Genomic DNA, 23,343 nt, shown 5'->3' with positions numbered 1-23,343 from the left:
TCGGGCCCGCTGCGGGCGCTTTCCGTGGGACTTTCTCGCAATCTCCGGCGGTACGCCCGCGACTCTCCGCCCGCCCCCGTCTCAGGCCGCCGCGGCCGGCGTTCGGTCCGTCGCGAGTTTGATCGCGAGGGCGCCGAGGACCGTTCCCATCACGTAGCGCTGGGCCTTGAGCCACGACGGTCGGCCCGCCAGGAACACCGCGATCGTGCCCGCCGCCATGACGATGGCGAGGTTCACGCCCAGGCTGATGGAGATCTGTATGCCGCCGAGCGCGAAGCCCTGCGCCAGGGTGTGGCCGGCCGTCGGGTCGATGAACTGCGGGATCAGCGAGACGTACATGATGGCGATCTTCGGGTTCAGGAGGTTCGTGAGGACTCCCATGGTGAACAGCCGCCACGGCGAGTCGGGGGCGAGCTCCTGATGGCTGAAGACCGAGGTGCCGCCCGGCTTCAGGGCCTTCCAGGCCAGCCACGCCAGGTATCCGGCACCCGCCAGCTTCACGGCCAGGTACAGCTGGGGTACCGCCAGGAAGACCACGGACAGGCCGAGGTTGGCCGCCGTCAGGTAGATGAGGAAGCCGACGGCCACCCCGGCCAGGGACACCGCCCCGGCGCGCCGGCCCTGGGTGATGCTCCGCGAGACGAGGTACATCATGTTGGGCCCGGGTGTGAGCACCATGCCGAGGGAGACCACTGCGACGCCGAGGACCGCGTTCATTCCGATCATTGGGCAAGCATCGGACGGCCGCACCGTCCGGCACCAGCGAGGAATTCTTCACGCAACTCGTAAGCGCTCCTACATCGGCGCGGGCACCGGGAGGCGGGGTGCCGGTGTGGCGGGGTGCCCGCGCCGATGCGGACGGCGGACGGCTCAGCCGATGCGGTACGGGTCTCCGTACACCTTCCACTCCAGCGGCGTGTTCAGGTTCAGGTTGCCCTTCTTCAGGAACACCCGCTGGGCCGTGTCGACGCGGCTGGTGTCCTCGTGTGCCTCTTCCTGCTTCATCGCCCAGACGCGCGCGTCCAGATAAGCGTTGAGGTAGGTGACCTCGTCGCCGCCCTGGGCCGGTGTCTTGGCCGAACGCAGGGCGCGCTTGCGGATGTTGGCGAAGCTGGTGCTGTCGCCGCCGTTGCCGTGCATGACGATCGCGTCGTAGTACGCGAACTGCCCGAGGACACCGATGCCGTCGGCCTTGCCCTGCTTGACGGCAGGGTTGAAGTAGACGCGGTCACGCTCGTCGTTCTGCGCCTTCTGGAACTCGGAATCCTGGGCGGCCTTCTCCCAGTCGCGCTTGAAGTTGGGGTCGAGGCCGTCGTGGGAGTCGGTGCCGTCCACCTCGCGCAGCGCGGGCAGGTACTTGGCGAGGATGTTGTTCGGCTTGCGCTGGGTGTAGAGCTCGACGAGGTCGAGCATGTCGCCGGTGCCCGAGCAGAAGCCGATGATCCCGGCGGTGTAGCCGCGGCCGTCGTCTATGTCCTCGCAGTAGCGGTAGTAGTCCTTCCACTTGAGGTCGGAGTTCTCGGCGCTGCACACGATCTGCATGGCGATCTCCTTCTTCGCCGGATCGTCGAGTCCGCCCGCCTTGGCGGTGGGCGCGGCGCCCGCCGTCTGCGAGGCGATGACGGGGCCCGCGACGAGCGAGGCGCCGATGAAGCCGAGCAGGGTGCGGCGTGAGGTGTGCAGGCGGGGCGTGGGGGCGCGATGGGGGGTGGGCACGGGACCTCCAAGGTGGGGGAGTTCGTCGATCCGATGACGCTTGGGCTCTTCCGCGTACTGTTAGGAAGGTTTCCTACCAGAGTTCGAGGATGACGTATACCCGTCAAGGGAGGGCGAGTTGGTGATCTTGGAGGCCGTGTCCGCCCGGTCAGCGCGTCCCGGTCAGCCGTTCGCGCACCTGAACAGCGACTTTGTACGTGTCTCCGGTCGGCCGGGCCGCGAGGCGCCCCGGGTCACGAATCCATCCGTCTTCGAGCGCGAACCAGTCCACGGCCTTCGGCTCGCGTCCTTCGCCGAGTGCCGCCCGCAACTCCTTGAAGTACGTGTCCCAGCGCAGCCGGTAGAGCCCGCCGACCAGTCCGGCCCACTCCCGGTTGGCGTAGTCGCGCAGCCCCGCGTCCGCCCCGGCCCGCGTGCCCCACACGGTGAGGAGCGAGAGCTGGTCGTACGCGAGGTGCTCCCGTTCCTCGGCGTCGGCACCCCACGAGCGGGCGTCCGCGACCCAACGCCCCAGGAGGTGACGGGAGTCGGTGGCCACCAGCTTGTCGAGCAGGTCCATGTGACCGAGCCAGGTCCGGGTCAGCCGGTCGAAGCGGGCGGTGTCCCGGTCGTCGTACGCCTGCTTGATCTGGGGGAGGAGGGTGCGGCTGCGGTTGGAGAGCGCTTGGCGGGCCACGTCGAGGAGGTCGCGGCGGTAGGCGGAAGAGGCCCTCAACTCGACGTGGACTGAGGTGAGTTCCCTGAGTGCGGGTTCGAAGTCGGCGAGTGGGTACCGCATCGCCATCGGTGACCAGGCGGCGGCCGACTTCGCCGCGAGGTCGGGGCGTGCGCCGAAGAGGCCGTCCGCGCCCTCGGACCACTCGTCGGCGCGGGTCGTGCCGTACGCGGTGCGGCGCAGGATGTCCCAGGCGGCGGACGCGTGCGGATCGGCGGCGCCGTAGCGGGACACGGCCCAGTCGGCGAACCACTGCTTGAGGTCCAAGTCACCTGTTCGCCAAGCCAGTTCGGAGAAGAGCTCGAAGGCGGCGGGGTTGTTGTCGGCGGCTTCCGGCATCAGGGAGATGCCGCGCTGCGTGCTGCCTTCCTCGGTGCGCCACTTTTCGTAGAGCGCGGCCCAGTCGGGGGTGTTGGCGCCGAGTGTCGTGTGTCCGCCGAAGTTCCAGATCGAGCCGAAGGTGTACGGGGTGTCGTTCCAGTCGGACTCGCGGTCGGTGATCTTCGGGAAGCGGTCGGAGAGGCCGTCGACCACCAGCATCCTCGACTTGTCGACGGCGTCGACGATGGCCTTGGGCGGGTTGCTCTGCCAGCCGAGGATCACCCAGGTGGCGCCGGGATGCGCGTCCTGGAGGGCCGCCTCGACGGCCTTCGCGGCCTCCGGGACCGGCACGTCACCCGGCTTCCCGCCCTCATGGAGAAGATCCATCTTGTACATGGTCGAGGTGCCGAACAGCTCGTCCTGCCGGCGGTAGAAGGCGGCGGCCACCCGGCCGAAGTGTTCGGTGCGCGGGTCGAGCCAGTCGGGCCGCGCGAAGCCGACCCAGTCGCCCTGCGGCACGGTTTTCGCGCCGGGATTCTTCGCTTCGAAGCCGGGCGGGACCGTCCCGAAGTATCCGGGGAGGACGGGGGTCATGCCGAGCTCGCGCAGCCGGTCGGTGATGCGCCGCCCCAACGCGGCTCTCCTGTCCAGGAGTTGACGCGAAACGGGATGCGGGAAGGCGGACATGTTCTGCAGCAGCCACCACGGCTGGTGAGCCGGGGCCGGGATCCACTCGCGCATCTCCTCGTCGGAGTAGCCGAACTCCTGGAACACGCGGTGGTAGAGCGCGTCGGCGCCGACGTACACGAGTACTTCGTTGTAGCCGTGCAGTGCGAGCACGTCGATCTCGCGCTCCCAGTACGACCAGTCGTGGTACGCCCCCGTGTAGCCGTCGTTCGTGTCGTTGAGGACGAAGCGGTGCGGGGCGTTGGCGGTCCTGGTCACGGCCTTGTCGAGGCCGGGAAGCAGGTCGGGCAGGTCGAGCTGAGAGCCCGCCCACGTGATGCTGGCGTGAGCGGAATGTTTCAAGTAGTGACGCAGCCCGGTGAGTTGGACGGCGGGAGTCGGTCCGGCGACGACGATGTGCCCGCGCCGCCCGGAGATCCGAAAGGTGTCGGCGGCACCCGCGGTCGTGAACGTCAGCTGCTGCCAGTGACGGGGCAGCAGCCGCCGGGCGGCATCAACTGCGGCTGCCGCCCCGGAGGCCGGGGTCGCGGCCCCGTCGGCGACGGACCCGGAACAGGCGACGGCGGCGCCGGTGGTTCCGGCAAGAGCGGTGAGGAAGGTGCGGCGGGCCAGGGGCATGACGTAGGGATACCCTCCCGTTTCGACGAAGCCCGCGCGGACGCGGCGGGCAGTGCGAGACGGCGCCACGATGAACCGCGCATGGACCATGGTCAAGATACGGAGAGAGGCCATTGGGCCTACAGAAACGAAAGCGGGGCCTGTCGTGTGTCCGAGGACGGCCCGCTCCGCCGCGCGCCCGCCGACGGCCGCTCTCGCGGCAAAGGTCCATGTGGCAGTGCTAGCGTCGGCGGATGAGTGCTCCCCTGCCCGGTAAGCCGACCCGCGCCTCCACCACCGGGCGGCCTCTGATGGCTGCCCTGGATCTGTTCGGGCGGCGTTGGAGTCTGCGGGTCGTGTGGGAGTTGCGGGGCGAGCCGTTGGGGTTTCGTGCGTTGCAGGAGCGGTGTGACGCCATGTCGTCCAGCGTGTTGCGGCAGCGGCTGACCGAGCTGCTCGAAGCGCGGCTCGTGCGGCAGCTGCCCGACAGTTCCTACGTCCTTACCGCGCTCGGGCGCGATGCCCACCAAGCCCTGCGCCCTCTCGACGCGTGGGCCGAGCGCTGGGCCACCGAGGTCAGCGCCGACTCGGCAGAGGGTCGGCGCTGAGCGCTTCACCCATCCGGGAGACCGCCGCCTTCAGTGCGCTCAGCGGTCGGAGTAGTAGCGTTGCCTCCGTCAACTGGCCGCCCGCGTCTGTCCGTTGGACGAGCGCGCCGTACGCTGACTCCTCACCGACCCTGGCCGTGAAGGTCGTCACGCTCTCCCGGCCATCCCCGCCCGCCGCCCCGGGCTCGGTGAACTCCTGAAGAGGTTCCAGCCCCGCCAGGCACTGCCCGATCTTCGCGAACAGGTGCGCCACGTCGTCCCGCCCGCCGTAGTCGGCCACCGGGCTGTGGAAGACGACGTCCCGCGCGAGTAGAAGCCGGGTCCGGTCGAGCGCGCTCGGTGCGTCCGGTGCGTCCGGTGCCAGCACTTCACGTATGTCTACGCCCATCTGGTTCGCTCCTCCTGGCCGTGTAGAGCTGCATGACCGCCGTCGCTGCTTCGGATTTCGAAGCGGTGGCCTCAGGAGCGTAGCCCCCCAGCCGGGACTTTGTCCCACCCCCGTGGGCCTGCGTCCCCGTCAAGTCCGGTTCCATGTCCCGGTGTTGGCGGCGGTCCCTGCCCATAGATGCGCTCGCCGACGCTGACTTACGTTCGATTTGCGGCGCCCCCAAGGACATGGCGGGAGCGCCCGATCGCCCAGCCACCCCCTTCGAAGAAAGGCAGCACATGAAGCGCGTGCACAGGACCGCGGTCAAGGCCGAAATAGTCCGCGAACCGGGAGCGAAGGAAACCACCCACCGGAAACTCATCGACACACCGGACGGCGCCGACCGCTTCGTCCTCACCGAATTCGAGGTCTCGCCGAACGGCTCCACACCGCCGCATTACCACGAGTGGGAGCACGAGATCTATGTGCTCGAAGGCTCGATGGGGCTCGTCATGCCCGAGCTCGGAAAGACCGAGGAAGTCGGCCCCGGCGACGCCATCTTCATCCCCCGCAACGAACCCCACGGCTTCGTCACGGGACCGGACCAGACCTGCCGGTTCCTGGTCGTCGCACCCTGCGAGCGGCCCCCGGTACGGAACGTCTTCCTCTCCGAGGACCCGTACGAGTACACGCACAACCCCGAGTACGTGAGCCTTCTGGAGGGCGGCAAGTGATTGCCCCGACGGCCGCGGCCCACAGCCGCGCGCTCGCTCCGTACGAGGAAGCGCCGGACCCCGGCCCCCTCCTCGCCCTGAACTTCGGCTTCGCCCGATCCAGGGTGCTCGGCACGGCCCTGGACCTGGGCGTCTTCACCGGCCTCGCCCGGGGCACGCGCGGCACCCGGGGTCTCGCCGCCGAGCTGGGCTGCGACACCGACGCGCTGCGCGCACTGCTCGCCGCCCTGGAGGAGCTCGGCCTGGTCGCGGGCGGCGCGGAGGAGAACTGGGCCCTCACCGCAGCCTCCCGCGCCTACCTCGTCGAGGGTGCCCGGGGCTACCTCGGCGACCACTTCGCCGACGTACTCGCGGAGTGGGACCAGTGGAGCACCCTCACCGAACTGGTGCGGGCCGGCGGGCACGGTGGCGGTGAACTGGGCGAGCCCGAGAACCGGGGCCTGTACCCGGGGATGTTCGCCGGGATCTTCCCGGTGGGCGTGCGCACCGCCTTCCGCGTGGTGCGGGAGCTCGCCCTGCCGGAGGCGGGCCACGTCCTGGACCTCGCGTCCGGCGCGGGGGAGTGGGGCATCGCCCTGGCCGCCGCCGACCCTGAGGCACGGGTGGTGGCCCACGACGCCCCGGAGCTGCTCACCGCCGCGCGGGAACGGGCGGCGGAGTTCGGCGTGAAGGAGCGGTTCCGGTTCGTCCCCGCCGACTTCACCAGGGACTACGCGGGCGACTTCCCCAAGGCGCCCTTCCCCGGCGGCTGCTTCGACACCGTCGTCCTCGCCCACCTGAGCCGCTTCGCGGGCCCGGACGCCACCGAGGGCCTCGTCCAGGAGTGCGCGCGGCTGCTGCGGCCCGGCGGCACCCTCCTGATCGTCGAGGTCATGCGCCAGCAGCCGGGGCTGCCCGCCCTGCACCGCCCGATGATCGCGCTCAGCCTCCTGGTGAACACCGAGGCGGGCGGGGTCCGGGAGGAATCCGCGTATCGCGCGGTCATGGAGAAATGCGGAGTGACGGCAAAGGAGTCCGTCACACCCGGCCTCATCACCGTCCTGACAGGAGAAAGGCGGCAGTGATTCACGTGCGAGAAGTGCCTGAAGCGCGAGAAGTACAAGAACCGCGAGAAGTGAGCGAAGCGCCAGAAGCGCGAGAAGTGGTCGTCACCGGTCTTGGCGTGGTCAGCCCGGCCGGCATCGGCACAGAAGCATTATGGGAAACGATCTCCGCGGGAAAGAGCGTCACCAAACCCCTTTCCGACGTCACGAGTTCGGCGCTCTTCGGCGACTTCGACTTCGTGTCGGACTCGATCGCCGAGGTCCCCGGATTCGAGGACCAGATACCGGCCCTGCCGCCCGAGGTGCGGCGCCTCGACCGGTACACGCAGTTCGCCGTCGCGGCCGTGCTCCAGGCCGTACGCGACGCCGGACTCACCCAGGGCACCTACGACCCGGAACGCGCCGGACTCTCGCTGTCCACGGCGGTCTGCGGCACCCCGAAGATGGAGGAGGAGTTCCTGCGGGTCACCGACGGGGGCCGGGGGCCCATAGACCCGGCCAAGGCGGGCCGCGACCTCTACCTCGCGTCCATGTCGAACACCCCCGGCACGATCCTCTCGGCGCTGCTCGGCATGCAGGGCCCGTGCGTGACCCTGTCGACGGGTTGCATCGGCGGCGTCGACGCGATCGGCCACGCCTACGACGCGATCCGCCACGGGGACGCGGACGTGATGATCGCGGGGGCCACGGAGGCGCCCATCACCCCGGTGACGGTGGCGTCCTTCGAGATCATCAACTGCCTCTCGCGCGCGCACGCCGACCGCCCCGAGGCCGCGTCACGTCCGTACGACGCGGGCCGCGACGGCTTCGTGCTCGGCGAGGGCTGCGGCATCGTCGTACTGGAGTCGCGCGAGCACGCCGAACGCCGGGGCGCAGCCCCCTACTTGACGGTCGACGGCTTCTCGCACACCTCCAACGCCGCGCACATGACCGATCTGCTGTCCGACGGCGAGGATCTGACCCGCGCCATGACACAGGCCGTAGCGGAGGCCGGCCTGCGTCCCCAGGACATCGATCACGTCAGCTCGCACGGCAGCTCGACCCCGCAGAACGACACCTGCGAGACCAGCGCACTCAAGCTCGCCCTCGGTGAGCGCGCCCGGCAGATCCCGGTGAACTCGGCGAAGTCGATGGTCGGCCACGCGCTGGCCGCCGCGAGCGCCATGGAGATCGTGCTCTGCGCTCTCGCGGGCAAGCACTCCTTCGTCCACCCGACCGCCAACTACGAGAACCCCGATCCGACCTGCGACCTCGACTACGTCCCGGGCGAAGGCCGCCCCTGGCACGGCGAGGCGATCCTCAAGGGCGCCAGCGGATTCGCGGGGCTGCACGCCGCGCTCGTCACCCGGGCCGTACGGGAAGGGGCGCACCGATGAGCGTCGTCATCACCGGCATCGGCGCGGTCACGCCCGCGGGCACCGGCATCGACCCCCTCTGGGACAGCGCACGCGACGGCGTCCCGCAAGTCGCTGCCATCGACCGCTTCGACGCCTCGGGGTACGCCACATCGGCCGCGGGCCAGGCGGACTTCGACGCCGCGGCGGAACTCCCGTCCCGCTTCGTCAAGCGCACCGACCGCTTCACGCACCTGTCCGTGCACGCCGTGCGGCAGGCCCTCGCGGACGCCCGCGTCACCGTGGGCGAGGACGCGTCCGCCGAGCGCACCGGCGTCATGGTCGGCAACATCCTCGGCGGCTGGGAGTTCGCCGAGCGCGAGCTGCGCCACCTTTGGACAGACGGGCCGCGCGCGGTCAGCCCCTACCAGGCGACCGCCTGGTTCCCGGCGGCGCCGCAGGGCAACATCTGCATCGACCAGGGCATCAAGGGCCCGGCGCGCACGTTCGTCGCCGACCGGGCCAGCGGCGCGTACGCGCTGATCGGCGGAGCCGAGACACTGCTGCGCGACCGCGCGGACATCGTGATCGCGGGCGGCGTGGAGGCGCCCCTGTCGCCGTACGGCTGGCTCTGCATGGAGACCAGCGGGCTCGGCGCCAAGTCGCGCGGCTCGCTCGGGCCGCACGAGCTGTACCGGCCGTTCGACGCGGGCCACGGCGGCAGCGTCTTCGGCGAGGGCGCGGTGTTCCTGGTCATGGAGCGCCGCGAGCACGCCGAGCGGCGCGGGGCGCGGATCCTGGGCGAGCTGGCGGGCTGGGGCGTGAGCACCGACGGCTACATGCCGTACTACACGGTCGAGCCGACCGGGCAGGTCCTGGGCCGCGCCATGCGGACCGCGACGGAACGCGCCGGGATCTCCGGCAGCGACATCGGAGCGGTCTTCGCGCACGGCTCGGGCATCCCCTTCGAGGACGTGACGGAGGGGTACGCGCTGCACGAGGCCTTCGGCCCGTACGTCGCACGCCAACTCCCCGTGACCGCGCCCAAGTCGGGCTTCGGTCACCTCCTGGGAGCCGCGGCACCCGCCGACGCGGCGCTCGCCCTGCGGGCCATGCGCGACGGCGTGCTTCCGCCGACCGTGAACCTGGACCGCCCCGCACCCGGCATCGACCTCGACCTCGTCGCGGGACAGGCGCGCCCCATGGCCGACTGCGCGCACACGCTCGTGGTCTCGCGCGGCCTGGGAGGTGTCAACGCATGTCTGTTGCTGAGGCGTTGACCGCGCGGGGCGTCCTGCCCCGGTCGTCCGGCATCCGCGCGGTCGGCATCGACATCGTCGACGTCGAGCGCCTGCGCGCGATGGCCGAGCGGCGCGGGCAGCGGCTCGTGGAGCGGTTCTTCACCGTCAACGAACTGGCCCTGTGCGAGGGCACATCGCCGCGCCACCGTGCCTCCTGCATGGCGGGCCGCATCGCCGCCAAGGAGGCCGTGCGCAAGGCACTCGGCGGCCACGGCGAAGGACTGGGCTGGCGGGACGTCGAGATCGGCCGCGAGGCGTCGGGCGCACCGGTGCCCCGGCTGACCGGCCGGGCGGGCGAGGCCTTCCGGCTCGCCGGGTACAGCGGGCTGCACGTGAGCATCTCGCACGAGGCGGGCGTGGCCGTGGCGATCGCGGTCGCCGACTGACCCCCGGCCCGTCATCCCATCCGAACCACCTCAAAGAGCAAGGGAGTTCCATGAACATCCGAGAGAACGTGGTCACCGTCCTGCGCGGTGCGGGCTTCGAGAGCGAGGAGCTGACCGACGACCAGCGCCTGGCCGAGGACCTCGACATCGACTCGACCGAGCTGGTCGAGATCGTCGTCGCCCTCGAACAGCACTTCGGCGTCAGCATCGACGCCGACGCCGAGGGCGGCTTCCGTACCCTCGGTGACCTCGTCGACTGCGTGGAGCGCCTGCTGTCGGCCGGCGTCGCCGCGGCGGTGGGGAGCTGAGGACGATGCCCAGGATCGAGAACAGCGTCGTCATCGAGGCCGACGCCCCGCGCGTCTTCGAGATCACCAACGACATCGGCCGCTGGCCCGACCTCTTCGACGAGTACCGACACGCCAAGGTGGTCTCGGAGGAGCGGGACGGCCGCTGGACCGAGATCCACTTCGAACTGACCAACCCCGAGGGCTCGACGTGGAGTTCCTGGCGGCTCCTGGACCACCGCGAGCTCACGGCGGTAGCCGAGCGGCGCGATCCGCTCTTTCCGTTCCGCTACATGCACCTCAGGTGGAGCTATCGGCAGGTGCCCGAGGGGACCCTGATGACCTGGGTCCAGGACTTCGAGGTCGATGACGCCTTTGATGTCCCGCTGCCGACCGTCGTGGAGCGCATGCAGGTGCACACCCGGCAGAACCAGGCGGGCATCAAGCGGAAGATCGAGTCCGGGATCTGAGGTCACCGTGTCCGTCGCCGCCACCAAGGGCATCGCCAAGCGCATCGCCGTCTCGGGGGTCATCGCGATGGACCACCTCATGACCTTCCCCGGCCGTTTCCCGGAGCGGCCGGCGGCGGACCGGCCGCACGTCGCGTCCCTGGCGTTCCTCGCCGAGCGGCTCGGGATACGCCGGGGCGGTGCCGCCGCCAACATCGCCTTCGGCCTCGGCCGCCTCGGCCTCGACCCGGTCCTGGTCGGCGCGGTCGGCTCCGACTTCGCCGACTACCAGGTGTGGCTCAAGCAGCACGGGGTCGACACCGAGTCCGTCCTCGTCGTGCCGGGCGAGCACACCGCGCGCCACGTGTGCACGACCGACACGGAGGGGGAGCGATTCAGCACCTTCCGGCCGGGGGCCATGGGGGCGTCGTCCGCCCTCTCGCTGCGTTCCGTCGCCGGGCGCACGGGCGGTCTCGGCCTGGTGGTGGTCGCGCCGGGCGACCCGGCCGCGATGCTCCGGCACACCGAGGAGTGCCGGGCGCTGGGGCTGCCGTTCGTGGCCCACCCTTCGTGGCAGATCGGAGGGATGGGCCGCGCGGACCTCAAGTACCTGATCTCGGGGGCGAGTTGCGTCGTCACCGACGAGGGTGATGCGGCGCGGTTGAGGGAAGCCACCGGCTGGAGCGGTCCGCGGATTCTCGAACGGGTCGGGGCGTGGGTGACCACGCTCGGCGCCGCCGGGGTGCGGATCGAGCGCGCCGGTCACACGCCGTCCCTGGTGCCCGGCATCGGCTCGGTCGCCGTGGCCGAGCCGAGCGGGGCGGGGGACGCGCTCCGGGCGGGCCTCATCGCCGGGGTCGCCCAGGGCGCACCGATCGAGCGGGCCGCTCAACTGGGCTGCGTGCTCGCCTCGTTCGCTCTGGAGGCGACCGGAGCACAGGAGTACGCGATGGACGTACGCCGCCTCCTCAACCGGGCCAGGGAGGCCTACGGGCACACGACGGCGGCCGCGATCCGCCGCCTGCTCACCTACGCCGCGTGAGGCGTCACCGGCACGGCAACCGCGTCACCGGCACAGCAACCGACAGAGAAAGAGCGAGGTGCGTTCGGACGATGTACGTGGACCTGAGCATCCCCATCAGCCGCCGGGCACCCGGCGTGGAGTTCGAGCAGTGGCTGCACCAGGACGGCATCCGTCACCTGTCACGCAGGATCAGGGCGCTGCCGGGGGACAGCCGCAAGGACCGGCGGCGCAACTATTGGCGCTGGCTGACCGGAGCCCGCAGGCTGCGCGCAAGTGACCTGCCCGACGGCTGCTTCCTCTCCAACGAGTTCTACCGGATGTCCGTGCACCAGGGCACACACGTGGACGCGCCCTTCCACTACGGCCCCGAGTGCGCGGGCAGTCCCGCCAAGAAGGTTCTCGACCTGCCGCTGGAGTGGTTCCGCGGGCCCGGTGTCGTCCTCGACGTACGGGAGTGCGGCGGGCGCGTCACGGCATCGGACGTCAAGGAGGCGCTGCACGCGGCCGGTTCACGGGTGGGCCCGGGGACGGTGGTGCTCTTCCGCACCGACTTGGATCTGCGCCTGGGCACTCCCGCGTACTACACGGAGTCCACCGCCATCACCCCCGAGGCCGTCGACCATCTCCTTGATCTCGGCGTGAAGGTGCTCGGCACGGACTGCTGGAGTTTCGACGGCCCCGCACGCGCGATGGTGGAATCCTTCTACGGAACCGGGGATCGCGCGGCTCTCTGGCCCACGCATATCCATGGCAGGAAACGCGAGTTCATCCAGATCGAGGGACTGACCCGATTGCGGGACATCCCGCAGGGCGGCGAGTTCACCTTCATGGCCTTCCCCATCGCGCTTGCCGATGCGGGCGCGGCATGGTGCAGGGCGGTCGCCGACGTACCGGAACGTGAAGTACGGGAACGTGAAGTACGGCAACCGCATTGAACGCGCCAATTGCTCCGGCAATTGAGGAAAATCCCGAAGCACTGTAAGGGAGATGCGCCTCCGATGCGTCACGCCCTACGTTTCACGCCCTATGCGTCACGGGTCCGTCGCGAGTCCTCCCTGGCGGCCCAACGAGCGTTTCGCGTACAGGACTGTCTGGACGCGGTTGGGGGTGCCCAACTTGGCGTAGATACGGCTCAGGTAGTTGCGCACGGTCTTCGGGCGGATGCCCAGGGCGGTGGCGATGCAGGCGGTCTCATGGTCCTCGGCGACCAGGGACAGGATCTGCCGCTCGCGCTCGGTCAGCGTCGACAGGGCCGCGTCCTCCCCGCGGTGGCGGCCCGCCATGAGCTGCAGGATCGGGCCCGCCGTGGCCGCGGAGAACGCCGCGCCGTCGCGGTGCACGGCGAGGAGCGTCGCGCGCAGTTCGTCCGCGTCGATGCTGCGGGAGAGATAGGCGTTGGCGCCGGCCACGAAGGCTTCCCGCATATAGACCGGCTGCTGGTTGGAGGAGAGGATGACGATGCGCACGTGGCCGGACTCGCGGCGAATGGCCCGGATCGCGTCCACGCCGCCCGTACCGGGAACGCCGAGTCCCATCACGACGATCTGCGGGCGGCGCCTGTGCAACTCCCTGAGTGCGGCGGCGGCGTCATGGGCGATGGACACCACGCAGAATTCCGTAAACCCGTCGAGAAGCTTTCGGAAGCCTTCGAGGACGAGTTGTTCGCTGTCGACAAGCAGGATCTTTATCGATGACACTGATGGCCCCCCTGGCCCCCGTTGGCCGATTTTCATCGTAGAAGAATTATCTGCCTGATCCGATGCTACACCACACTTACAAAGCCGCTTCCGGTTAATAGTCAATAGTTAGAACACGTGCGGACGACATCGCGCGGCTGTTTGTCGGAGTCACAGATTCCTTTAGCGCATTGATCGGAATTCGCCTGAAATCCTTATGGGGATGAGGGTGAGGGCGAGGGGGTGGACGGGCGGTGGCGTGATCGCCAGTCATCGGAGCGATGGTGTGCGATCACGCCAACATCCGGCCCATCGGGCTCAGTTGGGCGCATTGACATCCGATGTATTCGACCCTACGTTCCCGAGCGACCCCTCAACCTCAGGGAGCCGCCCCCATGCGCACACAGCTCAGCCGCACTCGGCGAAGAGTCGCCGGGATCGCCCTGCTCCTCGCGTCGGCCCTCGCCGCGACCGCCGTCCCCGCGGCGGTCGCGGCCTCGACGGACCCCCCGGCCAGAACGGCAGCAACGGCAGAGACGCCCGCGAAGGCCACGCCGGCCACCGGCCCGGGAACCGACCACGCCACCGACGACCCCTTCACCGCCGACCGCACCAACTGGTGGCGGCAGGACCGCTTCGGCATGTTCATCCACTTCGGCGCGTACTCCAACCTGGAGGGCGAGTACAAGAAGGCCGACGGTTCGGCCTGCCGCGACGCCGAGTGGATCCAGCGCCAGTGCGACATCCCGAAGGCCGAGTACGAGAAGCGGGCCGCGACGTTCAACCCGGCCGACTTCGACGCCAAGGCAGTGGTGAAGGCGGCCAAGGACGCCGGAATGCGCTACATCGTCATCACCTCGAAGCACCACGAGGGCTACGCGATGTGGCCCACGAAGGTCAACGACTGGAACCTGCGCGACCACTCGTCCTTCGACAAGAACCGCGACATCCTCGCCGAGCTGAAGAAGGCATCCGACGACGCGGGCATCAAGCTCGGCTTCTACTACTCGATCTGGGACTGGCACGACCCGGACTTCCCCGACCCGGCCACCTTCCCGAAGTACGAGAAGCGGATGCGCGCCCAGCTCAAGGAGCTGGTCGACAACTACGACCCGGCCCTGCTCTGGTTCGACGGCGAGTGGGACACCGACAAGCCCCACAACCCCTGGACGTCACGGGACGGCGAGAAACTGGAGGCCTACCTCCGTGACCTCGACCCGGACCTGATCATCAACAACCGCGTCGGCAAGCGCCGCGTCGTGGACGGTGACTACGGCACCCCCGAGCAGGAGATCCCCGGCGCCCCGGTCGACGGTCAGCTCTGGGAATCCTGCATGACCCTCAACGACCACTGGGGCTTCGCGGGCTACGACACCCACTGGAAGTCGTCGTCCACCCTGGTCAAGAACCTCCTCTCCACGACGTCCCGCAGTGGCAACTACCTCCTGAACGTCGGCCCCGACGCCCGCGGCCGTGTCCCGCAGCCCTCCGTCGACCGCCTGAAGCAGATGGGCGACTGGCTGCGCACGTCGGGCCAGGGCAACGCGGTGTTCGGCGCCCGCTTCGGCGGACTCGTCGAGGAGCCGTCCTGGGGTTCGGTCAGCCGCAAGGGCGACAAGCTGTACGCGGCGGTCACCCAGTGGCCGGCGTCCGGCGCCGCCCTGCACCTGAAGGCGCGCACGGACTTCCGGGTCACGTCGGCGCGGGTGCTCGGCAGCGACCAGAGGGTGACGGTCACCAAGTCCGGCGACGGTTTCGACCTGAAGCCGTCCGGCGCGGCGACCAACGACACCGCCACGGTCATCGAGCTGAAGGTCGACCCGGGCCCCACGGCCCGCCCCGGCAAGGGAACGGGCCTGAAGCAGGAGATCTTCGACAACGCCGACCTGACCGGCACCCCGAAGATCACCCGCACCGACGCCACCGTCAACCACGCCTGGAAGTACGAGGGCTCACCGGCCGCGAGCATCCCCTCCGACAAGTTCAGCGTCCGCTGGACCGGCACCCTGGAGCCGCGCCGCTCGGAGACGTACACGCTGACGACCGTCTCGGACGACATGGCGCGGGTGTGGGTCGACGGCAAGCTGGTCATCGACTCGTGGTCGCCGCACGAGGCGAAGATCGACAAGGCGCAGGTCGCGCTCACCGCGGGGAAGCGGCACTCGATCAGGATCGAGTACGCGGAACAGACCGGCGAGGCCCACATGAAACTGCTCTGGTCCAGCCCGGGACAGGAGCAGCAGATCGTGCCGTCGGCGCAGTTGTACGCCCGCTGAGCGGCCCGCGGGCCCCTCGCTGAGCGATTCGGGCCCCAAGTCCTGAGGAGTCGGGACTTGGGGCCCCCGCCCCGAGGACCAATGGCGGGCATCTTCCGTTCTCCGAAATAGGCAGTGTGGATCGACGCCCAACTGGGCAGGCGATCGTCCGTCGATCTTTGACCACCCAGGTCAGGCGGTCGATGACAGCCATTGCCGACCGAGAGAGTGACTGCACCGTGAGCGCGCCCGAAGCCCCCGAAATACCTGCACCGCCAGCTCCGGAGGCCGTGGCACGACACCGCACCCTCTTCCGCGCGATCCACCGCCGCAAGAACCCGCGCCTGCGCCAGTCCGACATCACGGTCACCGAGGAAGCCCAGGTCAAGCGGGCGGTCAAGGCGACCGCGCTGGGCAACGCCATGGAGTGGTACGACTTCGGCGTCTACGCCTACCTCGCCGTGATCATCGGCAAGGAGTTCTTCCCCTCGGGCAACGACACCGCGCAGACCCTCTCCTCCCTGGCGACCTTCGCCGCGGCCTTCCTGGTGCGCCCCATCGGCGGCATGTTCTTCGGCCCGCTCGGCGACCGCGTCGGCCGCAAGAAGATCCTCGCGCTCACCATGATCATGATGTCGACGGCGACCCTCGCCATCGGCCTGATCCCCAGCTACGGCACCATCGGCGTCTGGGCGCCGATCCTGCTCGTCCTCTGCCGCATGGTGCAGGGCTTCTCCACGGGCGGTGAGTACGGCGGCGCCGCGACCTTCATCGCCGAGTACGCGCCCGACAAGCGCCGCGGATTCTGGGGTTCCTTCCTGGAATTCGGCACCCTGATCGGCTACACCGTCGCGGCGGTCCTGGTCACGGCCCTGACCATGGGCCTCAGTGATGACTCCATGCAGTCCTGGGGCTGGCGCATCCCGTTCCTGGTGGCGGCCCCGCTCGGCCTCATCGGCCTCTACCTGCGCCTCAAGCTCGACGAGTCGCCCGCCTTCCAGAAGATGGCGGAGGCGGAGAGCGGACCGGCCGCCGAGCGCCAGAAGAAGTCCTTCAAGGACTCGTTCGTCGGCCAGTGGCGGGCGATGGTGCTCTGCATCGCGCTGGTGGCCGCGTTCAACATCACCGACTACATGCTGCTTTCCTACATGCCGACGTATCTGACGGATCTCGGCTTCGGTGAGACCGGCGGCCTGATGTCCATCGTGATCGTCATGCTGATCCTGATGGCGCTCATCAACTCCTTCGGCCGGCTCTCCGACCGCATCGGCCGCAAGCCGGTCCTGATGGCGGGCTCGGTGGGCTTCTTCGTCCTGGCCCTCCCGGCGTTCCTCCTCATCAAGCAGGGCGGCACCGTCGCGGTCTTCTCCGGCCTGCTCATCCTGGGCCTTTGCCTGGTCTGCTACCTGGGCGTCATGTCCTCGTCGCTGCCGGCCCTCTTCCCGACGGACGTCCGCTACGGCTCGCTCTCCATCGGCTTCAACATCTCGGTCTCGCTCTTCGGCGGTACGACCCCGCTGGTGGTCGCCGCGCTGATCGGAGCCACCGGCAACGACCTGATGCCCGCCTTCTACACGATGCTGGCGGGCCTCGTCGGCATCATCGCGGTGGCCGCGATGAAGGAATCGGCCCGCCAGCCCCTGGAGGGCTCCCCGCCGTCCGTGGCCACGGACGAGGAGGCGCGGGAACTGGTGGAGGCACAGCCCTCGTCGCAGCCCCAGTACTGACGGCCGTCAGGCCTGGGCGGCGTACTCCGTGAACGCCGCCCAGGCCTGCGGCGCCAGGGCGAGTTGGGGGCCTGCGGGGTTCTTGGAGTCGCGTACGTGGATGGTGGTGGGGCAGGGGGCGATTTCTACGCAGTCGTCACCTGAGCCGCTGCTGTAGCTGGACTTGTGCCAGGTGAGGGCGACCTCTACACAGTCTCCGTCGCCGCTGCTGCTGTAGCTGCTTTTGAACCAAGCCAGTTCGGGGGTGCTCATGCTGCTCCTCGCATCCGCTGCAACAAGCTCACCGAGTCCTCGAACGAGAGAGCCTGTGGGCGCATCCTGGCATATCGCATCTGGAGCACGCTGATCTCTTTCGGGTCGGAGATGAACTGGCCGCTTCGTTGCCCTTCGGCGTAGGCGAGCCACTTGTTCTCCGGAGTCTCCAAAAGCTGGATGGGACCGGCCAGTCCCGCGTGGTTCTCCCTCACGACCGGCATGATCTGCACCTCGATGTTCCGCCGCTCGGCGAGGCCGAGGACGTGGTCGATGAGCTCCATGGTGACGTGATGCCCGCCCGTGCGGCGCAGGAACATGTGTTCCTCCAGGATGAAGCTGTACGCCGTGTTCGGTCGGTCCGTCAGCAGCTGTTGCCGTTCCATCCGTGCCGCCAGCTGCGCCTCGATCTGCTCGTCGCCCAGCGGCGGAAGCTGATTGACGAAGAGCGTGCGGGCGTAGGCCGCCGTCTGCAACAGGCCGGGGATCAACCGGCATTCGTACGTGTTGAGGGCCAGCGCCTCCTGCTCAAGCAGCGCCCACTGGCGGAACCAGGACGCGAGACCCGGCTTGCGCGACAGCTGGTTCGCGGCGAGCCGCAGGGTGCCGAACGCGTCGAGTGCGGCCTCGCACTGATCGATGAAGCCGACCGGCGGAAGCCGCCTGCCCTGCTCGATCGAGGCCAGGAAGTGCGAGGAGCACCCGACCTCCTCGGCCAGCCCCTCCTGGGTCGCCCCGGCGCGTTTGCGGAAGCTCTTGAGTACCGCGCCGAAGGTCTTCATGCCGTCCGACGGCACAGGCTCTTTGCTGCTTGACGACATCACGGGTAACCCCCGACGCTCGTGTGCTGATCCCCGCCAACAGCCCCATGGTCACGGTCCGTTACCCCACCTGTCCACCCTTTGTACTCGTACGCTGACGGAGCGTACGAGTTTGGTTGCTGGTGCACGGCCACCGGTACGGCCACGGTGGCTGCCATGCCGACCCAAGCCCAACCCGCCACGCCCCTGCGGGAACTCACCCAGCGCCTGAGTTCCACGCCCCGCGGCGCTCGCCTCGCACGCAGGCTGACCAGGTATCACCTGGACAGCTGGGGCATCCCGTACGACAGTGAGCTGTCCGACGCCGTCGAGGCGATCGTCGCCGAGCTCGCGGCGAACGCCGTGACCCACGGCCGCGTGCCCGGCCGTGACTTCGAGCTCCGCCTGGCGCTCCACGCGCACACGCTGCGTATCGAGGTGTCGGACACCCTGAGCGAGCGCAGGCCGTCCGGGGTGACCGAACTACCCGTGCCCGAGGCTGCTTCGGGCCGGGGGCTCGTCATCGTGGCGGCGCTGGCCGACGTGTGGGGCGTGGTCGGGCGGGACGTCGGCAAGACGGTGTGGGCCGACGTCACCGCTCCAGGGCGCTGACCGCCTCGTCCATGCGGGTGTCAGTCGCAGAGGTGGCGCGTGGTGAGGGAGCCGCCCGCGTTCTCGTCGTCCGTGCCGAGGGCCGCGAGGTCGGAGCCGGGGACACAGTGCAGGGCCTCGATCTTGTAACCCTTGAACGTGCCGAGGAGTTCGGGCGACCTGTCGACGGACAGCCGCACCTTTCCGGCGGAGGTGACGGTCAGCTTGCCCGCGTCGCTGACGGCGGAGTCGAACGGCCCGTCGTCACCGGCGTCGGACGCCGAACTGACCAGGATGCGGCCCGACTTGGTTACCTCGATGTCGGAGGCGTGGCGCACGTTCCCCGTCGGGTACGGCGCGCGGAGGGTCGCCTTGTGCACCGCGCCGAACTTCGACTCACCGTAGGAGTTGACCGAGAACCGCGCCGCGTAGAGCGTCGCGGGGCGGTCCGCGCCCTCGCCCCGGTCCGCCCAGACCGCCGCCGTCTTCCCGTGCCGTGAGGTCAGCGTGAAACTCTCGAAGTTGTCGCCCGATCCGATCGACGGCAGCGGTGTGATGTCCAGGACCTCCGCGCTCTCCCCGGCGTCGGTCAGCTTGACGTGGTAGGCGAGCCCGCGGCTGGCCACGGCCACGTACTCGTCGGACGTCCCCGGCACCGCGTCGACCGCCTCCAGGTCGACCGGCTCGATGCCGTCCTGCCAGGTGATCGCCGCGACCTCGGCGGGCCGGCCGGCGCGGTGGGTCACCTCGGCGATGCGGTTCTCGCCGGGCCGCTTGTTGTCGCGTACGACGAGGGCGCGAAGATCGTCACCCGAACGAGAGGTGACGGCGAGCCCGCTGATACCGGACTTCATGTCGTCCCCGACCTGGTGCCACCGTCCTGACTCCGGCTGCGCCGCTGACAGGCCGGTGCTGAGCGCGAGGGCAATTCCCGCGCCCAGTGCGGTCATTGCGGACAGAACGGTCTTACGCATGGTCAGGGACCTCTCGATTGGTGCACGACGCGCGTAGATTCACGGCTGGCCGGACCGTAATGGCCCGGCCATCCGTGAGGCAAGGGGCGTACCCGGATCGGTCTAACAGGCGCTTCACGCCGCCACGTGCTCGCGGTGTTCCTGCTCGACCGCGGCGGTGGCGGGGGTGTGCGCATCGGAGGAGGCGGTCGTCCCGCGCTCCGGGCGGAGCAGTACGGCGGCCAGGGCGAGGCCCGCGGTCGCGATGCCCGTGGCCACCCAGAAGGCGAGGCGGTAGCCGTCGGCCGTGGCCGCCACGGTCTGCCCGCCGTCCGCGAGGAGGGTTTCCGTGCGGCCGGCCGCCAGCGTGGTCAGCACCGCGAGACCCAGTGAACCGCCCACCACCTGCGTGGTGTTGAAGAGCCCGGATGCCAGACCCGCGTCCTCCTCGCGTGCCCCGGACATCGCGAGCCCCGTCACCGCGGGCATCGCCGCCGCGAACCCGGCGCCGAGCAGCAGCATCGCGGGGAGCACGTCGACGACGTACGAACCGTCGGCGGGCAGCCGGCCGAGCAGGGCGAGACCGGCCGTGATGAGGACGAGCCCCGCGAGCAGCGAACGGTACGGGCCGAAGCGGCCGATCACCCTGGCGGACAGGCCCACCATCAGGACACCGATGACCACGGGTGCGGGAAGGAACGCGAATCCGGTCTTCAACTCGCCGTATCCGAGCACCCGTTGGAAGTAGAGCGCGCCGATGTACTGGAAGCCGAACATCCCGGCGATCATCAGGATCTGCACGGCGTTGGCGCCGGTCAGGATGCGGGAGCGGAAGACGCGCAGGCGCAGCAGGGGGCGGGCCGTGCGGGTCTGGCGCACGGCGAAGGCGGCGTACAGGGCGAGGGAGAGTGCGGCGAGCGCGAGCGTGGCGGGCGTCCCGTGCTCCGCGGAGCCGACGATGGTGTAGACGGTGAGCATCAGCGCTCCGGTGACGAGCGCCGCGCCCGGGTAGTCGGCGCCCCCTGCCAGACCCGTGCCGCGGTCGTTGGCCAGGACGCGTACCGCCGCGACGAACGCGACGGCCCCGATCGGCAGATTGATCAGGAAGATCCAGTGCCAGGTGAGGAGTTCGGTGAGCGCACCGCCCAGGAACGTGCCGAGCGCGCCGCCCGCCGCGCCGACCGCGCTGAACACCGCGATGGCCCTGGCCTGTTCGCGCGGCTCGGGGAAGAGCGCCACCAGCATGCCGAGTACGACCGCCGAGGTCATCGCCCCGCCTACGCCCTGCACGGCGCGTGCCGCGATGAGCAGGCCCTGGTCGGTGGCGACTCCGCACAGCACCGATGCCGCGGTGAACACGGCGAGGCCCGAGACGAACATCCGCTTGCGGCCGATGAGATCACCGAGCCGGCCCGCGAGGAGGAGCAGACCGCCGAAGGCGATGAGGTAGGCGTTCACGACCCAGGCGAGGCCCGGCGCCGAGAAGCCGAGGTCGCTCTGGATGGCCGGCATCGCGACGGTGACGATGTTGCCGTCGATGATCGTCATCAGAAGACCCGAGGACAGCACGGCGAGCGAAGCCCGGCGGGAGCGTGGTGCGGTGGGACGTTCCTTGGCCTCGGACACGATGAGAACCTCCATGAACTGCATAGGTGCACGACTTGTAACGGGGTTCATCGTGCGTGACCATGGAGGCCGGGTGAAGGAGGAACTTTGATGTCCCAAGGGAACACCGGTGTTACGGCGCAGGTGGTGAACGCCGAGGCGTGCCCGCTGCGGGAAGTTCTTGACAGGGTGGTGGGAAAATGGAGCATCTCGATCCTGGTCGCGGCGGCCCACGGCCCCATCCGCTTCACCGAGCTGGAGCGCAGCATCGAGGGCATCAGCCGCCGCATGCTGACCCTGACCCTGCGGAACCTGGAGCGCGACGGCCTGCTCACGCGCACGGTATACCCGACGGTTCCGCCGAAGGTCGAGTATGAACTGACGACGATCGCCCAGGAGTTGCACGGCACGCTGCTGACCCTGACGGGGTGGGCGGAGCGGCACCGGGTGACGATCGCGGAGTCGCGCGCGGACTACGACGAGAAGCGGGGGCTGGTGGACGCGTAGCCCCCGCCGCTCGTGGGCGCGCTGCGGGTGGCGAGGTGGCGATGTGGCTACGGCTTGCGGGCCACCGCGCCGTACGCGTCGACCGGTGTGGCGTCCTCGGAGTCGGGGCGCCACCGGGTGACCTGGGAGACGCCGGGATCCACCAGGTCGAGGCCGTCGAAGAAGCCGCCGATCTCCTCCACGCTGCGTACGTGGTAGGGAATCGCGCCGCTCTTGTTGTAAGCGTTCGACGCCGCGATCATGCCCTCGCTGGTGGCGGTGCTGTCGCTGATCACCAGATAGCTGCCGGACGGCAGGCCCGCCATGAGCCGGGACACCAGCTCGCGCGCCTCCTTGTAATCGCCCACGTGGCCAAGGGTGTTGAGGATCATCAGGGCGACCGGCCGGGAGAGGTCGAGGGTCGCGCTCGCCGACTCCAGGATGGCCTCGGGGGAGTAGAGGTCGGCGTCGATGTACGAGGTCTGGCCCTCGGGCGTGCTGGTGAGCAGCGCGCGGGCGTGGGCGAGGACGAGCGGGTCGTTGTCGACGTACACGATCCGGGAGTCCGGGGCCACGCGCTGGGCGACCTCGTGCGTGTTGTCGGCGGTCGGCAGGCCCGTGCCGATGTCGAGGAACTGGCGGATGCCCTGCTCCGTCGCCAGATGCCGGACCGCGCGGCCGAGGAACTGCCGGCTCAGACGCGCCACGTCGACCAGGCCGGGGTGGATCCCCTTGATGTGGTCGCCCAGTTCGCGGTCCTTCTCGTAGTTGTCCTTGCCGCCCACGAAGTAGTTCCAGAAGCGCGCGGAGTGCGGCGTGCTGGTGTCGATGCGCGCGCGTATCTCCGCGGCTGCTTCGGCTTGGGGGTCGCGGTCCGACACGGGGGCCTCCGGTAAGTGATCGGGCTCTGCTGGTACTTGAAAGAACGATCACCCGCCAATCGAGTTCCCGGATTCCCGGATTCCCGGGTTTTCGGGGTGCCGGTCAGAGGCCGATCACCGTCGGGTCGTCCGCCAGCGCCCTGAAGTACTCGCGCGGATCGGTCACCATCTGGCGTTCGGCCAGGTCCAGGAGGCCACCGACGGCGTGCACCTCCGCGGCCTGGGTGCCGTCCGTCTTGCGGATCGACTGCTCGATACGGAACGTCTTGCGCTCGCCCCACACGAAGGTGCAGGTCACCTCCACCTCGTCGCCCGCGCGCAGCTCGCTGAAGTAGCGGATGGTGTTCTCCAGGGCGACCGGGCCCACCCCCTTGGCGAGCAGATCGGCCTGCTCGATGCCCGCCGCGCGCAGCACCGACCAGCGGGCGTGCTCGGCGTACTGGAGGTAGACGGCTTGGTTCAGGTGGCCCTGCGAGTCCGTCTCGTACCCACGGACGCTGATGCTCACGGAAAACTGCTCGGACACGGCATTCCTTTCGACGGTTCCC

The 23,343-nt window shown here is 69.5% G+C and carries 25 protein-coding genes; 14 read left to right on the top strand and 11 right to left on the bottom strand.

The features are described from left to right. Window positions 1-81: 81 nt before the first annotated feature. The 3 genes from OG302_RS10325 to OG302_RS10315 form a co-directional block, all read right to left on the bottom strand. Window positions 82-726: a LysE family translocator gene (locus tag OG302_RS10325; RefSeq protein ID WP_371526506.1), complete on the bottom strand. Its 645-nt coding sequence runs from the start codon at window positions 724-726 to the stop codon at window positions 82-84. A 144-nt stretch (window positions 727-870) separates the two neighbouring features. Next, entirely contained in the window at window positions 871-1,716 is an 846-nt protein-coding gene (locus tag OG302_RS10320; protein WP_371526505.1) for a chitosanase, read from the bottom strand. A 148-nt stretch (window positions 1,717-1,864) separates the two neighbouring features. Next, window positions 1,865-4,057, bottom strand: a complete 2,193-nt coding sequence (locus OG302_RS10315; RefSeq protein WP_371526504.1) for an alpha-N-acetylglucosaminidase — start codon at window positions 4,055-4,057, stop codon at window positions 1,865-1,867. 233 nt (window positions 4,058-4,290) lie between these two features. On the opposite strand from OG302_RS10315, the gene OG302_RS10310 reads away from it, so the two are divergent. Beyond that, window positions 4,291-4,644, top strand: a complete 354-nt coding sequence (locus OG302_RS10310; RefSeq protein ID WP_371526503.1) for a winged helix-turn-helix transcriptional regulator — start codon at window positions 4,291-4,293, stop codon at window positions 4,642-4,644. On the opposite strand, the gene OG302_RS10305 is transcribed toward OG302_RS10310, so the two are convergent. Next, the gene (locus OG302_RS10305) at window positions 4,613-5,032 is read right to left on the bottom strand and encodes a hypothetical protein (protein ID WP_371526502.1); all 420 of its coding nucleotides are present in this window, start codon (window positions 5,030-5,032) and stop codon (window positions 4,613-4,615) included. The genes OG302_RS10310 and OG302_RS10305 overlap by 32 nt on opposite strands. A 278-nt stretch (window positions 5,033-5,310) precedes the next feature. Between OG302_RS10305 and OG302_RS10300 the strand changes: the two genes are divergently transcribed. The 9 genes from OG302_RS10300 to OG302_RS10260 all read left to right on the top strand — a co-directional run bounded on the left by OG302_RS10300 (window position 5,311) and on the right by OG302_RS10260 (window position 12,504). Continuing rightward, on the top strand, window positions 5,311-5,745 hold the full coding sequence (locus OG302_RS10300) for a cupin domain-containing protein (protein WP_371526501.1): 435 nt from the start codon (window positions 5,311-5,313) through the stop codon (window positions 5,743-5,745). Continuing rightward, entirely contained in the window at window positions 5,742-6,809 is a 1,068-nt protein-coding gene (locus OG302_RS10295) for a methyltransferase domain-containing protein (protein WP_371526500.1), read from the top strand. The genes OG302_RS10300 and OG302_RS10295 overlap by 4 nt, the downstream gene beginning before the upstream one ends. Before the next feature lie 50 nt (window positions 6,810-6,859). Further along, window positions 6,860-8,164 (top strand): beta-ketoacyl-[acyl-carrier-protein] synthase family protein, encoded by a 1,305-nt coding sequence (locus tag OG302_RS10290; RefSeq protein ID WP_371526499.1) that lies wholly within the window; start codon window positions 6,860-6,862, stop codon window positions 8,162-8,164. Beyond that, on the top strand, window positions 8,161-9,402 hold the full coding sequence (locus OG302_RS10285) for a beta-ketoacyl synthase (RefSeq protein WP_371526498.1): 1,242 nt from the start codon (window positions 8,161-8,163) through the stop codon (window positions 9,400-9,402). Before OG302_RS10290 ends, OG302_RS10285 begins: the two co-directional genes overlap by 4 nt. Then, window positions 9,381-9,809, top strand: coding sequence for a holo-ACP synthase (acpS, locus tag OG302_RS10280; RefSeq protein ID WP_371526497.1), 429 nt, complete (start codon window positions 9,381-9,383; stop codon window positions 9,807-9,809). Before OG302_RS10285 ends, acpS begins: the two co-directional genes overlap by 22 nt. A 50-nt stretch (window positions 9,810-9,859) precedes the next feature. Continuing rightward, window positions 9,860-10,117 carry an acyl carrier protein gene (locus OG302_RS10275; RefSeq protein WP_371526496.1) on the top strand — a complete coding sequence of 86 codons (258 nt, stop codon included), beginning with the start codon at window positions 9,860-9,862 and terminating at the stop codon, window positions 10,115-10,117. A gap of 5 nt (window positions 10,118-10,122) precedes the next feature. Then, window positions 10,123-10,566 (top strand): SRPBCC family protein, encoded by a 444-nt coding sequence (locus OG302_RS10270; RefSeq protein WP_371526495.1) that lies wholly within the window; start codon window positions 10,123-10,125, stop codon window positions 10,564-10,566. 7 nt (window positions 10,567-10,573) lie between these two features. After that, a complete protein-coding gene (locus tag OG302_RS10265) occupies window positions 10,574-11,587 on the top strand; it encodes a PfkB family carbohydrate kinase (RefSeq protein WP_371526494.1) in 1,014 nt (337 codons plus the stop codon). A 71-nt stretch (window positions 11,588-11,658) separates the two neighbouring features. Then, on the top strand, window positions 11,659-12,504 hold the full coding sequence (locus OG302_RS10260; RefSeq protein WP_371526493.1) for a cyclase family protein: 846 nt from the start codon (window positions 11,659-11,661) through the stop codon (window positions 12,502-12,504). A 96-nt stretch (window positions 12,505-12,600) separates the two neighbouring features. Here OG302_RS10260 and OG302_RS10255 read toward each other — a convergent pair whose 3' ends face one another. Continuing rightward, a complete protein-coding gene (locus OG302_RS10255; protein WP_371526492.1) occupies window positions 12,601-13,266 on the bottom strand; it encodes a response regulator in 666 nt (221 codons plus the stop codon). Between the two features lie 374 nt (window positions 13,267-13,640). Here OG302_RS10255 and OG302_RS10250 point away from each other — a divergent pair, with 374 nt between their 5' ends. Together OG302_RS10250 and proP are read left to right on the top strand one after the other, a co-directional pair. Next, window positions 13,641-15,521 carry an alpha-L-fucosidase gene (locus OG302_RS10250; protein ID WP_371526491.1) on the top strand — a complete coding sequence of 627 codons (1,881 nt, stop codon included), beginning with the start codon at window positions 13,641-13,643 and terminating at the stop codon, window positions 15,519-15,521. A 182-nt stretch (window positions 15,522-15,703) separates the two neighbouring features. Beyond that, on the top strand, window positions 15,704-17,227 hold the full coding sequence (proP, locus tag OG302_RS10245) for a glycine betaine/L-proline transporter ProP (protein ID WP_371526490.1): 1,524 nt from the start codon (window positions 15,704-15,706) through the stop codon (window positions 17,225-17,227). Between the two features lie 6 nt (window positions 17,228-17,233). Here the strand turns inward: proP and OG302_RS10240 are convergent, their stop codons facing one another. Continuing rightward, entirely contained in the window at window positions 17,234-17,479 is a 246-nt protein-coding gene (locus OG302_RS10240) for a DUF397 domain-containing protein (protein WP_371526489.1), read from the bottom strand. Next, a complete protein-coding gene (locus tag OG302_RS10235; RefSeq protein ID WP_371526488.1) occupies window positions 17,476-18,300 on the bottom strand; it encodes a Scr1 family TA system antitoxin-like transcriptional regulator in 825 nt (274 codons plus the stop codon). Before OG302_RS10235 ends, OG302_RS10240 begins: the two co-directional genes overlap by 4 nt. A 156-nt stretch (window positions 18,301-18,456) precedes the next feature. Here OG302_RS10235 and OG302_RS10230 point away from each other — a divergent pair, with 156 nt between their 5' ends. Next, complete coding sequence (locus tag OG302_RS10230; protein WP_371526487.1) at window positions 18,457-18,891, top strand: ATP-binding protein; 435 nt, start codon at window positions 18,457-18,459, stop codon at window positions 18,889-18,891. Window positions 18,892-18,911: 20 nt separating this feature from the next. On the opposite strand, the gene OG302_RS10225 is transcribed toward OG302_RS10230, so the two are convergent. Beyond that, window positions 18,912-19,844 (bottom strand): hypothetical protein, encoded by a 933-nt coding sequence (locus OG302_RS10225; protein WP_371526486.1) that lies wholly within the window; start codon window positions 19,842-19,844, stop codon window positions 18,912-18,914. Between the two features lie 114 nt (window positions 19,845-19,958). Next, on the bottom strand, window positions 19,959-21,464 hold the full coding sequence (locus OG302_RS10220) for an MFS transporter (RefSeq protein ID WP_371526485.1): 1,506 nt from the start codon (window positions 21,462-21,464) through the stop codon (window positions 19,959-19,961). Window positions 21,465-21,539: 75 nt separating this feature from the next. Between OG302_RS10220 and OG302_RS10215 the strand changes: the two genes are divergently transcribed. Continuing rightward, window positions 21,540-21,935 (top strand): winged helix-turn-helix transcriptional regulator, encoded by a 396-nt coding sequence (locus OG302_RS10215; RefSeq protein ID WP_371526484.1) that lies wholly within the window; start codon window positions 21,540-21,542, stop codon window positions 21,933-21,935. Between the two features lie 47 nt (window positions 21,936-21,982). Here OG302_RS10215 and OG302_RS10210 read toward each other — a convergent pair whose 3' ends face one another. Both OG302_RS10210 and OG302_RS10205 read right to left on the bottom strand, forming a co-directional pair. After that, window positions 21,983-22,795, bottom strand: a complete 813-nt coding sequence (locus OG302_RS10210; RefSeq protein WP_371526483.1) for an SAM-dependent methyltransferase — start codon at window positions 22,793-22,795, stop codon at window positions 21,983-21,985. Between the two features lie 103 nt (window positions 22,796-22,898). Next, entirely contained in the window at window positions 22,899-23,321 is a 423-nt protein-coding gene (locus OG302_RS10205; protein WP_371526482.1) for an acyl-CoA thioesterase, read from the bottom strand. Window positions 23,322-23,343 lie beyond the last annotated feature (22 nt).

Origin of the sequence: Streptomyces sp. NBC_01283 (genome assembly GCF_041435335.1) — a bacterium.
Classification (GTDB): Bacteria; Actinomycetota; Actinomycetes; order Streptomycetales; family Streptomycetaceae; genus Streptomyces.
This window is presented reverse-complemented; position numbering and strand designations above follow the sequence as displayed.